This window comes from Microbacterium sp. 10L49, from assembly GCF_056395125.1.
The window spans coordinates 624,056-641,945 of sequence record NZ_JBFTIW010000003.1 but is presented as its reverse complement, the minus strand read 5'-3'; the positions used below and the strand labels follow the sequence as shown (position 1 = coordinate 641,945).

Here is a 17,890-nt window from a genome sequence, read left to right as displayed (position 1 = left end):
GGGGGGCTGTGAGGAGCCGCCTCTGTCCCGACTGAGCGATGACGCGTTGTCCGTAGCTAGACATCACGGAAGACTATCGAAGGAGTGTGACCGATGCCGGTCCAGACATCCATTCAGCTGTTCACGGTCAGGGAGGCCCTTGAGGCCGATCTTGACCGCACATTGGCCGAACTCGCATCCCGTGGGTTTACTGCGGCTGAGCCGTACGACTTTGTGCGCCGAGCTGAGACGCTGGCTACGTCACTGAAGACCAACGGGATCGCGGCGCCGACGGGACATGCGTTCCTCGCTTCCACCTCGTTCGTCAATCCCGACGGCAGCGGCACAAGCGTTCCGGTGCCGTCCCCCGCTGCCGTTTTCGATGCCGCAGGCGTTCTGGGAATGACTACGGTGATCGACCCGTACACCGAGCCTTCACGCTGGCAGTCGATCGAACAGATTGCGGAGATCGCCCGATCCCTCAACATCGCTGCAGAGATCGGAGCAGAACGTGGGATCCGAGTCGGCTACCACAACCATGCGCACGAGCTCGAGTCCAGTTTTCAGGGTAAGAGCGGTCTCGAAGTGCTGGCTGATCTGCTGGATGAGCGGGTGGTGCTCGAGGTAGATCTCTATTGGGTTGCCCGCGCCGGCATCGATTCTCCGGAGCTGCTTCGCACCCTCGGCAGCCGTGTCATCGCGCTGCACGCCAAGGACGGCACGCTTGACGCCACTGCTATCGCGTCTTACCCGCCGGACGACCAGGTGCCGGCCGGTCAAGGCGTCGTGCCACTGAGAGAGGCGATCGCCGCGGCGGCCGCGCTTGAAGTGGCGATTGTCGAGTTCGACCATTACCCCGGTGACCTGTTCGACGCGATCGAATCCAGTCGCATCTACCTCGACAGCCTGCAGCTGGACGAGAAATTCCTGAGCCGATGAGCGGGCCCGTCGGAGTCGGCGTAATCGGTGCCGGCAACATCAGCGACCAGTACCTCACCCACCTCTCAAGCTTTCCCGACGTCAAGGTTGTCGCAATTGGTGACCTCGTCGAAGAGCGGGCGCGCGCGCAGGCCGCGAAGCATCGCGTACCCAAAGCGGGCGGCGTGGACGTGGTGCTGAACGATCCCGAGATCGAGATCGTCGTCAATCTCACAATCCCCGCAGCCCATGTGGAAGTCTCCGAGCGAGTCATCTCAGCGGGAAAGAATGTGTGGAGCGAGAAGCCGATCGGCATCGACCGCGAGGAATCTCGACGGCTGCTGCAAAAGGCGGAAACTGCAGGTTTACGTGTGGGAATCGCCCCTGACACGGTGCTAGGCCCAGGCGTGCAGACCGCGAAGCGGGCCATTGCAAGAGGTGACATCGGTCGCCCCTTGTTCGCATCGACTGCCTTCCAGTGGCAGGGCCCGGAGTTGTGGCACCCCAACCCCGTGTTCTTGTACGCCAAGGGAGGCGGGCCGTTGCTCGACATGGGGCCCTACTACGTCTCCACCCTTGTCCATGTCTTCGGGGCAGTCGGGGCCGTCGCCGCTGTCGGTCTGCAGGGAACGACGAGACGACGTGTGCATACCGGCGAGCTTGCGGGGCAAGAGTTCCCCGTCGAGGTGCTCTCCACGTTGTCCGTGCTGATGGAGTTCGAGCAGGGTGGACAGGCGCAAAGCCTTTACAGCACCGACTCGCCGCTCAAGCGTCATGGTGTCGTGGAGATCAACGGCACGGAGGGCACGCTGGTCATTCCCGATCCCAACATGTTCGGTGGCGAGATCACGATTGTCCGCCCCCTCACTGACTCCGCCGCCACGGAACAAGAACATCTCCGGGTGCCCGAGGAAGGCGTGCTCGCAGGACGCGGACTCGGAGTCCTCGATATGGCGCGCTCCCTCCGGGCAGGCCGCCCACACGTCGCAACTGGCGAGTTCGGCTATCACGTTCTTGATACTCTCCTGTCTATCGAGGAAGCCGCCGCCTCGCACCAATTTGTCGACGTCGCCAGCACGCTCGGCCCCGTCGGCTCGCTTGGCGCCGACTTCGACCCACTTGAGGCAACTCTCTGATCACGACTGAACGCCCGCTGCCGCAGCAGCGGGCGTTCATGCTGTGCCCTGACATCCAGCGAGCATGCGCATTGACGTCGAACCCATGGTCCCCTAAAGTCTCCCCCGTAAGCGGTTACGGTTTCCGTCAATGATGACAGCCGGTGCTGTCCAAAGGAGTGTGCCTGGAATGAAGAAATGGAGTGCTTGCCTCGCGGTTACAGCACTAGCCCTCACATCAGTGGTCACGTCAGCGATGTCGGCATCGGCCGCGTCAACGACGTACTACGTCTCACCAACCGGCGACGATGCGGCTTCCGGCGCATCGTCGTCGGCACCCTTCCAACACATCGCGCGCTGCACCGCAGTGATGATCGCCGGCGACACGTGTGTGCTTCTGCCGGGGACCTATCACGAGACGGTCAGCCCGACTATCTCTGGTACGGCGTCGGCGCCGATCACGTACCGAGCGAGCAGCCCTGGAACCGCGACGATCGACGGAGCCGACGCTGTCGATGGCTGGTCGCCGGTGAGCGCAACCGACCTCGCGACTCTCGAGTCGGGCAACGCTTTTCTCGCGGGGTCAGGTTTCGCTGCAGCGGTCGATGCCGGTCGCGTGTTCAAGGCCTCCGCGAACCTGGACGCCATCGGATCCAGCCGCCAGCTCTTCGACAACGGCACGATGATCTTCGACGCACAATGGCCTGACCCTTCAGCGCTGCCTTCAGATCGGACCTACAAGTCGGCCGGCACCGGTACCACGAACTCGGCCGTGGTGGCCGCGGATCTCTCGCAGCCGAACGGATACTGGAACGGTGCCAACGTCCATCTGAGCACTTGGTATCTCTCGCAGACCGGAACGGTCTCTTCCTCGACCACCGGTCAGATCAGCTTGACCGGACTCTCGGACGCAGGCCTATGCATCGGACTCAAGCCCGTGCAGACGACGTTCTACCTGTCCGGAAAGCTCTCAGAGCTCTCCGCAGCCACCGAGTGGTACTACGACTCTCCAACGCAGACGGTCTACTACTACCCGGCCAGCGGAAGCCAGCCTGCCGCCGGGCAGGTGACATCGCGCACGCGTAACCTGGCCTTCGACCTCTCGGGCGCCGGCGGCATCAGCTACACCGACATCAGCGATCTGACCATCCACAGCTCATCCATCCAAACGGGGACTTCGAGTACTGGCGTCGTCATCGACGGCGTTCACGCCTCCTACGTATCGCACACGAACCAGATCCAGACTGATTCGCATTACCCGGCGATCGGAAAATGTGGTGCGACCACCGCGGGGGCCACGACGAGTGGTCTCGTCATCAACGGCACTGGAAACACCGTCTCCAACAGCGAGATCGCATTCAGCTCCGGCAACGGGATCGCACTCAACGGGTCGTACAACACCGTCACCGGCAGCGTCATCCACGACGTTGACTACCTTGGAAGCTATGCCGCGGGAGTGCAGATCGTCGGCCAGCACGAGACGGCGACCCACAACACGATTAGCCGACTTGGCCGATCGGGTATCAATGATCTGGCCGCCGTTGCAGGCACGTCGATGCAGGGGGATCTCGTTTCCTACAACGAGATTTCGGACTTCGGCCGCATCAGCACCGACACAGGCGCCATCTACTTCTGCTGCAAGGCGGATCTGACTGGCGGCAGCATCGATCACAACTGGGTGCACGGGTATCATCCGCCGGCCAGCGTCTCTGCGCACGTCGGTCCCGGCATCTACCTCGACAACGACACGGGCAACGGCACCGTGTCGAACAACGTCGGGTGGGATCTGGTGCAAGGAACAGTGATGCTCAACTCTGTCACCGGGGTTTCGAAGGGCAACAAGGTCTACAACAACGACGGCGGGGTACAGATCCGCGGCGCCAACGATGCCACCGGGAGTGTCCTTCAGAACAACCTCGGCGGTGCGAGTTGCGTTACCACCTCAATCGGAGGTGGTTGCGCGGGAGCGACCATCGATCACAACCTTGCCTCCGCGGTGGACCCGCTCTATGTGGACCCATCGAACAACGACTATCGGCTGCAGTACGGCTCTCCCGCTCGCAACGCGGCGGTCGCCATCCCCGGCGTCACAGACGGGTCCTCCGACCCGACCCCGAGCCTCGGGGCATACCAGTACGGCGGCCTTCAGTGGACCCCAGGCGCAACGCTCGCCATCATGTCGCCTTCCCCTGAGGCCTCAATCACTGGCACCGTCTCGGTCCAGGTCGATCTCTTCGGCCTCAACATTCAGGCGTACAACCTTCGGATCGACTCAGCAGGACTTGACTACGCCTGGCACCCGTCATCTGGCCTACGGAGCTTCAGCCTGGACACGTCGACGCTAAGTTCGGGACGGCACATCCTGCTCGCCACCCTGGTCGACGCATCTGGACACAAGAGCACCGTGACTCAGCCGATCATCGTGGCTTAGACACCTCGCTCAGAAAAAGTGTGCCTGTTCTCCTGAGAGAGAACAGGCACACTTCTGCTTGATGGATCAGCCGATGAGATCCGCGAAGAACCTCAACTGCGCCAGAACCTGATGCGCCTGACCGCCCTCGTGACCGTTGTAGGGGTAGATCGAGATCTGCTTCGAGCCGGCGTACCGGTTGTACGCCGCGAACACGGTGGAGGGTGGACACGTCACATCTGCGAGGGCCACCGAGAAGAGCGCCCGGGCCGTAGCTCGGGCCGCAAAATTGACTCCGTCAAAGTACGAGAGCACCCGGAAGATCTCATCTTCTCGGCCCGGGACCGTCTGCATGAACCGTGAGACCTCGCTGTACGGGCTCGCGTCCGTGATCTGCAGAGCTCGCCGGAAGTGGCTAAGGAATGGAACGTCGATCGCGGCACCGATCAGCCCTTCGCTGAGCGCGGCCGACGCCAGAGCGATTCCACCCCCCTGGCTGACGCCGGACACGATCACTTGGGCAGGGTCGACGGCAGGGTGAGCGCGGACAGCGTCAACAGCGAGGACGGCGTCGGTGAACAGTCGTCGGTAGTAGTAGGTGGACGGGTCCTCGATGCCAGCTGTGACCAATCCGGGTATGCGAGGCGCGGACCCAACCGGATCCGGCGTCGAGCCTGGATTGCCGCCGTTGCCTTGTCCGCGGCTGTCCATCACAAAGTGTGCGAAGCCTGCCGCCGCGACCGCAACCGACTGAAGAGGGAGGCCCCGCCCCTGCGTGTATCCGAGGTAGCGAATAACGCAAGGCAACGGTCCCTCCGCATGCCGCGGCCGCACCATCCACCCCTTGATCGGATCACCGTTGTAGCCGGCGAACGTGACGTCCTCAACCACCATCTCTGTGAGACCACTATCGAAGGGGTCGAAGCGGGGCTCGAACCATCGCTGTCGGGATTCGTCGAGGGTGGCCGCCCAAAAAGAGTCAAAGTCGACGGGCTCCTCCGGTGATGGGGAGTATCGCCGGAGTTCCTCAAGCGGAAGGTCAAACTGCGCCATTGCGTGTCCAATGTTCGTGGATATGGGCGCCGCAGATGCGGTCCATTGCAGCCATCGTAACCGGTTACGGAACTTGCGTCAGCCCCTATCCAATGAGAGCTGACACCGGTCAGTTACGGGTGGAATCCCGCTCGATCAGCTCCAGGCCGAGTTCAATGTCCCTGGTCGTAGCAGGATCGTCTTCGATCGCTTCAAGCAGCAAGGAACCTGCGCGGCATCCCACCTCGTACATGGGGACTCTCACCGTAGTGAGCGGCGGAACAGTTACTGCCGACGAGTCGATATCGCCAAAGCCAGCGACGGCAATGTCCTTGGGGACATCGATCCCCTTAGAGAACAACGAATTGAGTCCGCCAGTAGCCAAGGCATCACTGGCGTAGAAGATCGCCTCAATCCGCTCGCTCCCCGGTCGCGACATCAGCTCGACGGTGGCCTCAACGCCGTCCAGGGGTTTGCCACCGCGCGCAACCACGGTCCACGCTGGGTCGACATCGTCGATCGCCGAGCGGTAGCCCCTGAGGCGCTCATGCGCCGCCTGAGACGTGAGGGGCAGGCTCACGAAAGCGATGTGCTGACTCCCCCTCTCGCGGAGCAACCGAACCATGGCGCTCGCGCCGTCTTCGTGATTCACGAAGACGGAAGAGAACTCGGCGTGCTGCGCCCTACGCAGCGCAACCACGACCGGCGTCTTCCCCACGATCTTGGCAATCTTGTCATCGGTCACCTCGCTTCCACCGAGCAAGAGAATCCCGGCTGCTCGCGAGGCGATGAAGCTCTTTGATGCACCCGCGATCGAGTCGGGAGCGTCGGCGAAAGACAGAACCACTGAGTACCCCGATGCGCCGAAGATGCTTTGCACCCCTCGCGCGAACGACAGAAAGAAGGGGTCATCGCTCGTGGGAACGATGACGCCAATCGTCTGCGACTGATTGCGAGCGAGCCCACGCGCAAGCGGGCTTGGTGAGAACCCAAGCTTTGCTGCAGCCTCCAACACCCGTTCCCGTGTAGCGGCGCTGACCTCGGGTCGATTGTTGAGTGCCCTAGACACGGTGCCCGACGAGATGCCGAGATGCTTGGCAAGGTCGTAGATGTTGAGGGCCGGCTCCCGCTCAGGACGCCCGGTCACCGAACGTCCCTCCGCGCGTTCGACGGCGAGTGGGCCGCAAGGAATCGTGCGCCCGCTCCATCGCGGCACTTGACGGGAGATGGGTGCATGATTAGCATCGTACAACATCTCCGTAACCGGTTACGGAACGTGTGAACCCGAATGGATGCAGCGCTGCCGTCTTCGTGGCAGGGAAATTGAGGCTTGTCATGAAACGCCAGCAGATCGTCTTCACCGATCTCGGTGAGGTGACCACGGGGATCGGCGATCTCAACACTGACCTGAACAAGGACCAGATCCTCTTGCGAACGCTCTACTCCTTCGTCTCTACGGGGACCGAGCTCGCAAAGCTGACCGGCAGGCAGCCGGTCGACTTCCCGTACGTTCCTGGCAACAGGGCGGTCTGCGAAGTGCTTCAGGTTGGCGATGACGTCACCGATGTCGCCGTCGGCGACATCGTCATGAGTCACACGCCTCATGCAAGCCACGCGGTCACGAGTGGCTTCCGAGTGCGAGTCCCGTCCTCGGTTGAACCACAAGATGCTGCCGCAGCCGCCCTTGCTTTGGTGGCAATGACCGCGGTGCGCGTCAGTGCACCAGCGCTGGGCGACCGTGCGGTGATCTTGGGGCTCGGTGGAGTGGGAATTATCGCCGCTCAGCTGTTCGAGGCAGCCGGGGTCAGCGTTGTAGGCGTAGATGCCAGCCCGCAGCGCCTCGAGCTCGCAACTGCTTGCGGGGTATCCGCCGTGGTCCTTGGCGGAGCTCCCAGCACAACGGAAGAGATCTTGAAGATCACCGGCCAAGCGGGAGCCGACATCGTGGTGGAAGCAACCGGCCTTCCCCAGCTTGTAAAGCAAGGGCTCACCGTCGCCAAGCGCGGAGGTCAGCTGGTGCTTCTCGGATCCCCGCGAGGTGCGTACGAAACTGATCTGACATCGATCCTGAACCACATCCATTTGTGGCAGGAACACGGAACCGTGACGGTGAAGGGCGCGCATGAGTGGCAGTTCCCTGTGTACTCCGACCCGTTCACACGTCACTCCATCCAGGGAAACGCCGAAGCGATCTTCTCTCTGATCGAGCGCGGAAAGCTTCGTCTTTCTGCGACCATCGGGCAGGTCGTCCCTCCCCATGACGCGAGGGAAGCGTATGAAGGGATGCTGGTTGCGCCTGCGGAATGGGCCGGCGTCCTCTTCGACTGGAGCGTCGCATGATCCCGCTCGCGTACGGCACCTATGGGCTCGCAGACATGTCTCCTTGGGACGCCATCGAGCTCATCTCTGCGACCGGCTATGACGGAGTCGAACTCACGCTGGCAGACGGCTACAAGAATGCTTCTCCCCGTCTCTCTCGCGAAGAGTCTTCGAAGACACGAGCGCGATTGGACGCGACCGGGCTCGACCTGGTCGGTGTCCTGGCGAAGCTTCAGATTCTCAGCGCCGAGGGCGAAGTGTCGTCCACGGTCCGGGATGATCTGCTCGAGGTCATCGGATCCGGTCTCAGCCTCTCACCGCGCGACCCCCTAATAGTTACCTTCACCATGGGCGGGCGGTCGGCACAGTGGCCGGCAGGTGGGGCAGAGCTGGTCGACGTACTCGGCACGCTCGGCACGACCGCCGCGAGTGAGGGTGTTGTCCTTGCCGTCGAGGCTCATGTCGGTGGCCTCATTGATCGGCCGGACCGCGTCCGTTGGCTCATCGATCAGGTAGGACTCGAGTCCGTCCGAATCAACTTCGACATCAGCCATTTCACACTCCCCGGCCTGCAGTACGACACCAACGAACTGATCGAGGATCTCGTGCCGCTCGCGGTTCACGCGCATGTCAAGGACTCGGTTCGGACAGCAACCGGCTTCCAGTTCGTGCTCCCAGGCGACGGCGCCTTCGATTACCCGGGGTACTTCGCGGGGATGATCGCCGCGGGCTGGCATCGGCCGGTGACCGTTGAAGTTAGCGCGATGGTGTTCAGCCAACCGAACTATGACCCGGTGCACGCAGCCGAAAGTTCATACCGGGCACTCTCGGGTGCCCGGGCCATCGCACAGGAGAAATTCACCTCGAGGGACGGTGCCGCAGAATGATCACCTATTCGACCCTGGACAGCGGTCTCGACTTCCCGATGGGCCGAGGGCGATCCTCGCGCGTCGTGTCCCCCGAGGTCGGTGCCCGTCAGATCACACTCAATCTGTCGATCTTTGAGGGCGGAGATGAGTTTCCGCAGCACGTCCATGACATTTCCGAAGACTGCTTCATCGTGCTCGACGGTTCGGTGTCCCTTCGTCAAGGCGAAAAATACACCCCTCTCGAAGCCGGACAGGCAGTCTGGGTCCCCATCGGCGAAGTTCATGGCACGTACAACCACTCCGGCTCTCGCGCCGAGCTGATCAGCTTCCAAAGTCCCCCGGATCTCGCTCTGTACCGCGGGGAACGAGACGGAACCCATGCAGAACTGCCTCTCCACGCAGGACCAACCCGCAGCCGCGTAGTCACACTCGCCGACGAGGAGAACCGGCCAACTGCTGGCGCCACCGTCGTCAATGGCGAGGTCCGCTCAGCGGTCGATGCCGAACGGGACGCCCGGTGCCTAGCGGTGGAGCGCATAGAACTCGAGCCGGGCGGCAGCCTTCACGTTGCTGCGGACAGCATGGAACACGTCTTCGTCGTCCTTGCGGGCGGCGCCACGGACTCCGACACCGAAGAGCAGCTCGTCGCCCGCTCCATCGCATACGGGGCACTCACCCAGCCACTCACCCTGATCGCTGGGGAGCAAGGGGTGCTACTCCTCCATAGCCACGCACAGCCCGGCAGTCCTCCCACCAACTGAACAACGACCAACCACCCGAAGAAGAGAGGTCCGACAATGAAGTCACACACACCCGCCCGATCCCGATGGCGAAGGCTGGGGCTCGCCGCCTCGGCAGCAATGCTCATCGCAGGCATGGCCGGATGCGCGAGTGTCAACGTGGTTGCCAAGCCCGCGGCCACGTTCTCTCCGCAGAAGCAGGACAGCAAATCGACCATCACCGTCTGGGCGGACGCAACTCGTGTTCCGGCGATCCAGGCGTACGAGAAGGCGCACCCCGACGCCAAGGTCAATCTCGTTACCTTCAGCACTTCCGGCACCGTCTTCCAGACGAAGATCAACCTGTTCGACAAGACGGGGAGCGGATGGCCTGATGTCGTGTTCGACAGCCACCTCACCGATCTCGACTGGGCAGCGACCGGAAAGACGCCATTCGCTGCGCCTCTCAATGTGGAGGTCAAGGGCGCTGGAGGCCAGGTCTTTCCCGCATCGAAGTTCAAGGACTTCGCGAAGGGGGCTCTCGATCCGTGCACGATCGACGGGACTGTCTACTGCGTCCGTAATGACCTGGCTCAGAACGTCTTCTGGTACAACCGCGACCTGATGGATCAGTTCGGCTACAAGATCCCTACGACATGGGAAGAGTTCGAGAACCTCGGAGCCAAACTGTCCAAGGAGCATCCTGGGTATGTTCTCGGCAGCGTCGGAGACGCACTCCAGGCTCAGGTGTTCTTCTGGGGCGCCAAGTGCCCCATCAACTCTCTGAACGGCAACAAGTTCTCCGCCAACACCTCTGCCCCCGAATGCGTCAAGATGGCGAAGGTCATCGACAACATGGTCGCCAACGGGAGCCTGACGACGGACGCGCTCCTCGGGAACACTTACCCGGGCAAGTATGGCGCCAAGACTCTCGGTCTCGTCGGGCCAGCGTGGTTCGGACAGTACATCTTCTCCAAGGTCCTTCAGGTTCCCGCCGGCAAGGTCGCCGCAGCCGCACCGCTGCATTGGGCAGGCGACGCGCCTGCCACCGGAAGCGTGGGTGGAGGGGTCTGGTACATCTCATCGCACAGCACCAACCTGAAGGCTGCTTCCGCGTTGGTCAACTGGGTCACGACCGACACCGGAATTCAGTCGATCGCGTCCACCTATCCGGCTTACGTGCCCGCAGCCAAGGCGTGGTTGGACAACCCGAAGAATACGAGCTACTTCGCGAACGATGTCGGGCCCGTATTTGAAAAGGCGGCTGGCCAGGTCTGGAGTGGGTGGTCCTCCACAAGCCGTGCAGATCCCAGCAATAACTGGGCTTCCTTCGTCATCCCTCAGGTGATCCAGGGCAAGTCGGTCGCCGAGACACTCCCCGGATGGCAGGACCAGATTCTCAATCTCGCCAAGTCGGTGGGCTACGTCGTCAGTGAAAAGAGCAAGTAAGACCGTGTTCACCACACAAGTGCAAGGCGTCGTCGATGCGCGACACCCTGCTCCTGTCCAGTCGGGCCGCCGCAAGCGGCGGCCCGGCCTGGCCGGGTACGGGTTCGTCAGCCTCTACAGCCTGCTGCTACTCGCCTTTGGCGTAGGCCCAGCGCTCTACGCCGTCTACCTCGCCTTCGTCAACGCCGACGGCCAGTTCGTCGGCCTTGGACAGTTCATCAAGGTGGCGACTGACTATCGGTTCGCCGAGTCGTTCATCAACATCGGCGGATACGTCGTCATCTGGCTCGTGACCCTGCTGGTCCTCACTGTGGGTCTCGCGTTGATCGTTCACCAGCGCTCACGATTCGTCTCGTCGACGCTGCGGTTCATCTTCTACCTGCCGGGGGCCCTTGCCGGCGTCGCCGGAGTGCTCGTCTGGCTCTTCATGCTCGACCCGACCACGAGCCCGTTCTCGAGTCTGCTTCACCTTCTCGGAATGAACAGCTTTCAGAAGGTGATCTTGCCCCCCAACCTGCCCTGGCTCTTCGTCATCATCGCGTTCTGGATCGGCGCTGGCGGCTGGATCGTCATCATGTACGGAGCGCTGAACAACATACCTAACGAGATCATGGACGCGTCAAAAGTCGATGGCGCGAACGCATTCCAGCTTGCGTGGTACATCCAGATCCCGATGATCAGCAAATGGATCGTCTACATGGCTGTGCTGGCCTTCGCCGGCGGCACCCAGCTGTTCGTTGAACCTCAGCTGCTGGGCAACAACATCTCGCCAACATGGTCCCCGAATGAGCTCAATTATGTTTACGCCTTCGCCAATAACGACTTCAACGGAGCCGCAGCCCTGTCGCTCTACCTGCTTCTCCTCTGTGCAATCGGCGCGTTCTTCCTCATCTCGCGTTCTGGTCTTTTCAAGGTGGATGACGAATGAGTAAGAGACTCGATCAGAAGACCCCGAAGGTGGGACGCCGCTCCCCGGCGTCAACCCTCTTCCTGTGCCTGACATGGATCGCGATCATCGGGTTCGTCGTCTTCTTCGTGATTCCAGTGCTTTGGCTGCTGCTCACACCGAGCAAGACCGACGCGGAACTGGTTCGGTCAGCCCCCCTGGCCTTCGGCTCCTCTGAGGGGTACCTCGATGCGTTCGCGAACCTTTTGCGGTTCGAGGACGGGGCCATCGTTACCTGGGCGAAGAATTCGGTCATCTATTCCGCGCTCGCGCTCGTTCTCACGGTCATGGCCTGCATCCCAGCCGGCTATGGGTTGGCGATGACGAAGTTCAGGGGAAGAAAGACCCTCCTGAATCTGACGCTCCTAGTGATGCTGATGCCCGGAACAACTCTTGTGCTGCCTGTCTTCCTCGAACTCAACGCAATTCACCTCACCGGAACGATCTGGTCTGTTGTCATTCCGTCTGCGTTCTACCCCTTTGGGGTCTATTTGACCTATATCTACTACTCGACGAGCCTGCCTCCAGACCTGCTGTCCGCTGCGCGCATCGATGGAGCCTCTGAGGCACAGATCTTCTTCCAGATCGCGTTGCCCCTCGCGCGCCCCATCGTCGCGCTCGTGGCGTTCTTCAGCTTCGTAGGCACATGGAACAACTACTTCCTTCCCCTGGTGATGCTCGCCAAGACGTCGGATTACCCCATCCCGGTGGGGCTGCAAGAGCTGTTCAACAACACCGAACGGTTCAACCCGACAGGAAGCGGTATTCAGCTGAGTATTGGCAGGCCAGAACTCGCACTGGCAATCATCATCGGGGTCCTCCCTGTACTCCTCATCTTCCTGTTCTCGCAGAGGAGCCTGCAGTCGGGCCTCCTCGGCGGAGCAAGCAAGGAGTAGTCGACATGACAACGGAGGTCACTCACACCGGCGTCGGGACGATCCGATCCGGCTTCCTCGGCGGAGGATTCATGGCGCAGGCGCACACCCGAGCGGCGCGTGCCGCGGGCGCGGTCCTCGCCGGCATCGCCAGTTCCTCTCCCGAGCGCGCGGCGGTCGCCGCGGCGCAGCTCGGGGTCGAGCACGCCACCACGATCGACGAACTCCTCGCCGGGGACAGCGACGTTGTGCACGTCTGCACCCCGAACTCCACGCACGCCGCGCTGGCGATGAGCGTGATCGAGGCGGGCAAGCACGTGATCTGCGAGAAGCCGCTGGCCACCTCGCTCACCGAGGCCCGGGCGCTGGCCTCCGCAGCGCGGGAACAGGGCGTGGTCGCCGCGGTCCCGTTCGTGTACCGGTACCACCCGATGGTGCGGGAGGCGCGAGCCCGCGTCCTCGCCGGCGAGCTCGGCGCTCTGCTCACGGTGGACTGCGGCTACCTGCAGGACTGGATGCTGCTGCCGACCGACGACGACTGGCGGGCGACGTCCGACGAGGGCGGCCCGTCCCGCGCGTTCGCCGACATCGGATCGCATCTCTGCGATCTCCTCGAGTTCGTGGCGGGCGAGCGCATCGTCCGGCTCACCGCCCGCACCCGCCGGGCGTTCGCGGAGCGCGGGGGTCACCCCGTGCAGAACGAGGACGCGGTCGTGATCCTCGTCGAGACCGCAACGGCGGCGATCGGCACCCTGCTGGTCTCGCAGATGGCGGCGGGCCGCAAGAACGCCCTCACCCTCGAGCTGCACGGCACCCGGGAGAGCATCCGCTTCGACCAGGAGCGCCCGGAGGAACTCTGGATCGGCCGGAGGGAGGGCAACGCGCAGCTGTTCCGGGATCCGCAGAACGCCCATCCCGGCGTCGCCCGGTTCTCGCGGCTCCCGGTCGGGCACGCCCAGGGGTATCAGGACGCGTTCAACGGTTTCGTCGCCGACGTCTATGCCGCGATCGCGGGGGAGCAGCCGGACGGCCTGCCGACCTTCGACGACGGCGTGCGCGCGGCGCAGCTGACCGAGGCGGTGCTCCTCGCCGCCCGGGAAGAGCGCTGGGTCGACGTTCCGGCCGAGACTCCCTGACCACCATCGCCACTAGGCACCAACATGGCTAAGTCGCACGTCGAGTCTCGCAATACCCAGGATCACAAGAGCTGAACAGGTCCGAGGCAACGGAAGAATTCGTGAAAGTCGTCGAAATCGACGCATTCGGCTTGCGCATGCCGGGGTCGGGATCCGCAAAATAGATGGGCGCATCAAATGCCGGAGTGTCGGTGCGCGACCGTTGGCTATTGAGTCTCCGTCCGAACTGCGGCTGTTCCGATGCCGTCTGGGCTCACGCGCCGATCGGCATGACGCCGTCCCGCGCGGGCTGCGACCCGGCGCAGATCCATCGGGCTTGACGATGTATTTCGTGCTCGCGAGGATGCCAGCATGGCTGCAGACAGTCACCAGGACGAAGCGGAGCGGTTCGTCGCGCTCTTCATGGAGACGTACCTGTCCTTTCACCGTCGGACAGGGCCGAGGAGCGCGCTCTCCGGTCCATCGCGGGCCGTCCTCCTGCACCTGGCGGCGACCGGCCCGGTCACGATCGGGGAAGCCGCGCAGCACCTGAAGCGTACGCAGTCCGTCGTCAGCGAGATCGTCACCCGCCTCGAACGCCGCGGCCTGCTCGAGCGGGAATCGGATCCGACCGACCGCCGACGCACCTTCGTCCGGCTCACATCGGAGGGCATCCGCAGCGTTCACGAGGAACAGCAGGTGCTCGACGACAGCAGGCTGCGGGACGCATTCTCGCGGCTCCCGGCCGGCCAGGCGCACGCGATGCTCGAAACGCTCTCCGAGCTGCTCGTCGATCGGTCGGCCTCTCCGCAATCACCACGAAAGGATGGATCATGAACACCGAATCCGTGCACTGCGAAAGCTGTGGAATGCCGATCGAGACGGGTCGGTACTGTGAGCACTGCACCGATGCCGCCGGCAACCTGACGTCGTTCGACGAGCGGTTCGAGCGCATGGTGTCATGGCAGACGCGGCGCAACCCCGGCGCGTCGCGCGACCAGCTCGAACGCGAGACCCTGGACTAGATGGCGACGATGCCGGCCTGGCGAGACCACCCGCGCGTCGTCGCCCGCGGCTGAGGGTCGCGGTCCCGTTACCGCCCGCACTCCTCGGTTGGTGCCTGCCTACCTCCGGCGCGCGGAACCGTCAAGGTGGCGGCCGCTCAGCGGCGCTGCTCCTGTGCGCTCGGGCCGACGTTCTCGTCCAGCCACTGCACGAGCGGACGTGCGGCGCGCAGTACGGCGACCACATGCTCCGCGGCCTCGGGGGAGTGCAGCCACGGTGTCTCCTGGCCCCAGTGCGATCGGGCGACGAGGTCCTTGTTGCGCAGCAGCTCGATGCGCGGATGGTCCTTCGCGTATCCGCGGGGCGCGGTGGCGAGGCGGTCGTGCGAGGTGACGTCGATGCCCGAGGCCTCGAGCTCGCCGATGACGGCCTCGAGCCGCGGGCCCGTCACCTCGTCGGCGACGGCGGTCCGCAGCCGCGTCAGCTGGTCAGGCGCCAGCATGTGGCAGCCCGCGCCCGTGCCGATGCCGCGCGCCGAGAACTCGATGTATCCCTGGCCGAGTGTCGCGGCGATCGAGGTCTTGTAGGGAGACTTGTCTGCGCTGAAGCGGATGTCGCGGTTCGGGCGGAAGATTCTTCCCTCGCCGAACTCCGTGGACAGGTCATCCAGCAGGGCCTGCATCGGGGCGAGCACCTCCGTGTCGTAGACCGCGCGGTTCCGGGTCCAGTAGTCCTTGGTGTTGTCGGCTTCCAAGCCGACGTAGAAGGCGCTCGCGCGCTCCGACCACCCGGGGAACGTCGCGCTCATGGTCATGCCTTCTTCCGTGGGGCACGCGTCTTGGGCTTCTTGGGTGGGAGGGCCCCGACCTGCTCGAGCGCGGCGGTGACCCATTCGGTGACCCGTTCCGGATCATTCCGCCACTCGCCGGGCAGAGCGAGGTAGCCGCCCATCGGTCGTTCGGCGGGGCCGAACGGGCCTGTGCCGGGAACGGACCGCAGGGCGCTGAGCGAGCTCTCGTCGATGAGGCGCACACCGAGGTCCTCGCCGAAGAGCCCGGCGAACATGTTGCCGTTCACGAAGGCGCCCAGGTTGCCGAACATCGGCTTGACCTCGACACCGGGCGTCGCCGGGATGACGGCGTGGAAGAACTCCTTGGAGTCCTCGGAGGGTCGCGGGATCTGCATGGCTCTGTTATCTCACGTTCGCCCCGGAGACCGTAACCCGCCTACGTCTTCCGCGGGCACCCGCCGCAGCCTAGACTCCAGCGCGAAGCCTCCGCACGCACCGGAGATCCTCGGCGCCCCGGCGGAGCGGGAGGAGAAGACATGCAGAACCTCACGATCGACTTCATCTGCTCCCTCGACGGCTACGGCGCCGCCGAGGGCTGGCCAGGGCTCTGGGGGATGGGCGGGCCCGAGTACTTCGAATGGCTCGCCACCGCGCCCGACAAGGACTACCCGATCCTCATGGGCGCGACGACCTATCGGCTCATGTCGGCATTCGCCGCCGCCGGCGAGGAGGGCATCGACGTGCTCGACGGGATCACCAAGTACGTCTTCTCATCGACGCTCGACGAGCCGCTGACCTGGGCGAATTCGATCCTGGTCCGTGACGACACCGTGGAATTCGTGCGACGGCTGAAAGAGGAATCGGATCGTCCGCTGCGCACGCTCGGCAGTCTGGCGCTGTGCCGGTCACTGCTGAACGCCGGCCTCGTCGACCGGTACCGCGTGGTGCTGTTCCCGGTGATCACCGGGGCGACGGGACAGGATCGGATCTTCGACGGATACCCCGATGTGCGCCTCGACCTGATCGAGTCGCGCACCTTCGACGGTCGTCTGCAGCTGCTCGAGTACGTGCCGACCGTGCTCGAGGGCCCACCCGGACGCTGAACGGTCCCGCATCGCACCCGTCCTGCTTGTCCTGGCGCACAGAACCCGTGCTTTCCGCCGGCGGGAGGAGCATGCTGGCCACAGGCGCGCAAGGCGCGAACCGGCGCCGCGCACGATGACGAGCGAGGGATCCGATGGGTCACGACAAGAATGACGAGCTGCGCGACGAGCGAGAGGGTCAGGAGGAGCGTCGGCAGCACCGTCGCGACGAAGCCTTCGATGAGACCGGCGGCGTCGACGACGAGGGCTCGCAGGACGAGCGTCGTGAAGAGGGCCTCGACCGGCTCTGACCGATTCCGGCGGCGCGATGCGACGAGAGCGGCGGGGGCCCTGAGACCCCCGCCGCTTCGGCGTCACTCGGCGAAGAACGCGAGGATGTCGTCGTCCAGGGCGACCTGGTAGTCGCCCCAGATGCCGTGCGAGGCACCGGGGTAGACCTTCAGCGTTCCCTGCGAGACGAGGGTGATCGCCTTCTCCGCAGCCGCGGCGATCGGGACGATCTGGTCGTCATCGCCGTGCGCGAGGAAGATGGGGACGTCGAGCGCCTGCAGATCCTTGGTGAAGTCGGTCTCGGAGAAGACCTTCACGCAGTCGTAGGCGGCGTTGAGGCCGGCCATCATGCCCTGGCGCTGGAAGTCGTCGACGAGGCCCTGCGAGCGCTGCTCCGGCAGGTGGTTGAAGCCGAAGAACGACTCGGCGAGGTCCTTGTAGAACTGCGAGCGGTCGTTGAGCACGCCCGCGCGGATCCCGTCGAAGACCTCGAGCGGAGTGCCCTCGGGGTTCGTGGCCGACTGGAGCATGATCGGCGGGACCGCACCGGCCGTCGCGACCTTCGATACGCGTCCTGCGCCGAGGGTGGCGGCGTAGCGGACGACCTCTCCGCCGCCGGTGGAGTGGCCCACGAGAAGGACGTCCTGCAGGTCGAGCTGCTCGACGAGCGAGGCCAGGTCGGCGACGTAGGTGTCCATGTCGTTGCCGCGGTAGGTGCGCGAGGAGCGGCCGTGACCGCGGCGGTCGTGTGCGATCGCGCGGTACCCGGCGTCGGCGAAGATCTTCAGCTCCTTCTGCCAGGCGTCCGAGCTCAGCGGCCAGCCGTGGCTGAAGATGACGGGGCGGCCCTCGCCGAGCTCGGTGTAGTAGATCTCGGTGCCGTCGGGCGTGGTGATGTAGGGCATCGTGTGTCCTTTCCTGGGGGAGGGGGCGCGACGCGGACGGCGACGGATCGCCGCGCAGCCGCGAGACACAC

19 protein-coding genes are annotated in these 17,890 nt (G+C 63.9%); 14 read left to right on the top strand and 5 right to left on the bottom strand.

Annotated features, from left to right (window positions below; translation table 11 throughout):
- Window positions 1–93 precede the first annotated feature (93 nt).
- The 3 genes from AC1DCT_RS10860 to AC1DCT_RS10850 all read left to right on the top strand — a co-directional run bounded on the left by AC1DCT_RS10860 (window position 94) and on the right by AC1DCT_RS10850 (window position 4,443).
- Window positions 94–918, top strand: a complete 825-nt coding sequence (locus AC1DCT_RS10860) for a sugar phosphate isomerase/epimerase family protein (RefSeq protein WP_477429140.1) — start codon at window positions 94–96, stop codon at window positions 916–918.
- The gene (locus AC1DCT_RS10855) at window positions 915–2,033 is read left to right on the top strand and encodes a Gfo/Idh/MocA family protein (protein WP_477429138.1); all 1,119 of its coding nucleotides are present in this window, start codon (window positions 915–917) and stop codon (window positions 2,031–2,033) included. The genes AC1DCT_RS10860 and AC1DCT_RS10855 overlap by 4 nt, the downstream gene beginning before the upstream one ends.
- A gap of 169 nt (window positions 2,034–2,202) precedes the next feature.
- A complete protein-coding gene (locus AC1DCT_RS10850) occupies window positions 2,203–4,443 on the top strand; it encodes a right-handed parallel beta-helix repeat-containing protein (RefSeq protein ID WP_477429136.1) in 2,241 nt (746 codons plus the stop codon).
- A 66-nt stretch (window positions 4,444–4,509) separates the two neighbouring features.
- Here AC1DCT_RS10850 and AC1DCT_RS10845 read toward each other — a convergent pair whose 3' ends face one another.
- Window positions 4,510–5,475, bottom strand: a complete 966-nt coding sequence (locus tag AC1DCT_RS10845) for an acetylxylan esterase (protein WP_477429134.1) — start codon at window positions 5,473–5,475, stop codon at window positions 4,510–4,512.
- A gap of 109 nt (window positions 5,476–5,584) precedes the next feature.
- Entirely contained in the window at window positions 5,585–6,601 is a 1,017-nt protein-coding gene (locus AC1DCT_RS10840) for a LacI family DNA-binding transcriptional regulator (protein ID WP_477429132.1), read from the bottom strand.
- 188 nt (window positions 6,602–6,789) lie between these two features.
- Here AC1DCT_RS10840 and AC1DCT_RS10835 point away from each other — a divergent pair, with 188 nt between their 5' ends.
- The 9 genes from AC1DCT_RS10835 (at window position 6,790) to AC1DCT_RS10795 (ending at window position 14,771) form a co-directional block, all read left to right on the top strand.
- Complete coding sequence (locus tag AC1DCT_RS10835) at window positions 6,790–7,794, top strand: zinc-dependent alcohol dehydrogenase (protein ID WP_477429131.1); 1,005 nt, start codon at window positions 6,790–6,792, stop codon at window positions 7,792–7,794.
- Window positions 7,791–8,660, top strand: coding sequence for a sugar phosphate isomerase/epimerase family protein (locus AC1DCT_RS10830; RefSeq protein WP_477429130.1), 870 nt, complete (start codon window positions 7,791–7,793; stop codon window positions 8,658–8,660). The genes AC1DCT_RS10835 and AC1DCT_RS10830 overlap by 4 nt, the downstream gene beginning before the upstream one ends.
- Window positions 8,657–9,403, top strand: coding sequence for a cupin domain-containing protein (locus AC1DCT_RS10825; protein ID WP_477429128.1), 747 nt, complete (start codon window positions 8,657–8,659; stop codon window positions 9,401–9,403). The genes AC1DCT_RS10830 and AC1DCT_RS10825 overlap by 4 nt, the downstream gene beginning before the upstream one ends.
- 99 nt (window positions 9,404–9,502) lie before the next feature.
- The gene (locus AC1DCT_RS10820; RefSeq protein WP_477429126.1) at window positions 9,503–10,810 is read left to right on the top strand and encodes an ABC transporter substrate-binding protein; all 1,308 of its coding nucleotides are present in this window, start codon (window positions 9,503–9,505) and stop codon (window positions 10,808–10,810) included.
- A gap of 4 nt (window positions 10,811–10,814) precedes the next feature.
- On the top strand, window positions 10,815–11,738 hold the full coding sequence (locus AC1DCT_RS10815) for a carbohydrate ABC transporter permease (protein ID WP_477429124.1): 924 nt from the start codon (window positions 10,815–10,817) through the stop codon (window positions 11,736–11,738).
- Window positions 11,735–12,652, top strand: coding sequence for a carbohydrate ABC transporter permease (locus AC1DCT_RS10810; RefSeq protein ID WP_477429122.1), 918 nt, complete (start codon window positions 11,735–11,737; stop codon window positions 12,650–12,652). Before AC1DCT_RS10815 ends, AC1DCT_RS10810 begins: the two co-directional genes overlap by 4 nt.
- Window positions 12,653–12,657: 5 nt before the next feature.
- The gene (locus AC1DCT_RS10805; protein ID WP_477429120.1) at window positions 12,658–13,767 is read left to right on the top strand and encodes a Gfo/Idh/MocA family protein; all 1,110 of its coding nucleotides are present in this window, start codon (window positions 12,658–12,660) and stop codon (window positions 13,765–13,767) included.
- A gap of 351 nt (window positions 13,768–14,118) precedes the next feature.
- A complete protein-coding gene (locus AC1DCT_RS10800) occupies window positions 14,119–14,583 on the top strand; it encodes a MarR family winged helix-turn-helix transcriptional regulator (protein WP_477429118.1) in 465 nt (154 codons plus the stop codon).
- Window positions 14,580–14,771 (top strand): hypothetical protein, encoded by a 192-nt coding sequence (locus AC1DCT_RS10795; protein WP_477429116.1) that lies wholly within the window; start codon window positions 14,580–14,582, stop codon window positions 14,769–14,771. Before AC1DCT_RS10800 ends, AC1DCT_RS10795 begins: the two co-directional genes overlap by 4 nt.
- A gap of 137 nt (window positions 14,772–14,908) precedes the next feature.
- On the opposite strand, the gene AC1DCT_RS10790 is transcribed toward AC1DCT_RS10795, so the two are convergent.
- On the bottom strand, window positions 14,909–15,559 hold the full coding sequence (locus AC1DCT_RS10790) for a DUF2461 domain-containing protein (RefSeq protein ID WP_477429115.1): 651 nt from the start codon (window positions 15,557–15,559) through the stop codon (window positions 14,909–14,911).
- A 2-nt stretch (window positions 15,560–15,561) separates the two neighbouring features.
- On the bottom strand, window positions 15,562–15,936 hold the full coding sequence (locus AC1DCT_RS10785; protein ID WP_477230026.1) for a TfoX/Sxy family protein: 375 nt from the start codon (window positions 15,934–15,936) through the stop codon (window positions 15,562–15,564).
- A gap of 141 nt (window positions 15,937–16,077) precedes the next feature.
- Here AC1DCT_RS10785 and AC1DCT_RS10780 point away from each other — a divergent pair, with 141 nt between their 5' ends.
- Window positions 16,078–16,644, top strand: a complete 567-nt coding sequence (locus tag AC1DCT_RS10780) for a dihydrofolate reductase family protein (RefSeq protein WP_477429113.1) — start codon at window positions 16,078–16,080, stop codon at window positions 16,642–16,644.
- 134 nt (window positions 16,645–16,778) lie between these two features.
- Window positions 16,779–16,934, top strand: a complete 156-nt coding sequence (locus AC1DCT_RS10775; RefSeq protein ID WP_441976466.1) for a hypothetical protein — start codon at window positions 16,779–16,781, stop codon at window positions 16,932–16,934.
- A 63-nt stretch (window positions 16,935–16,997) separates the two neighbouring features.
- Here AC1DCT_RS10775 and AC1DCT_RS10770 read toward each other — a convergent pair whose 3' ends face one another.
- Complete coding sequence (locus AC1DCT_RS10770; RefSeq protein WP_477429111.1) at window positions 16,998–17,819, bottom strand: alpha/beta fold hydrolase; 822 nt, start codon at window positions 17,817–17,819, stop codon at window positions 16,998–17,000.
- Window positions 17,820–17,890: the final 71 nt, after the last annotated feature.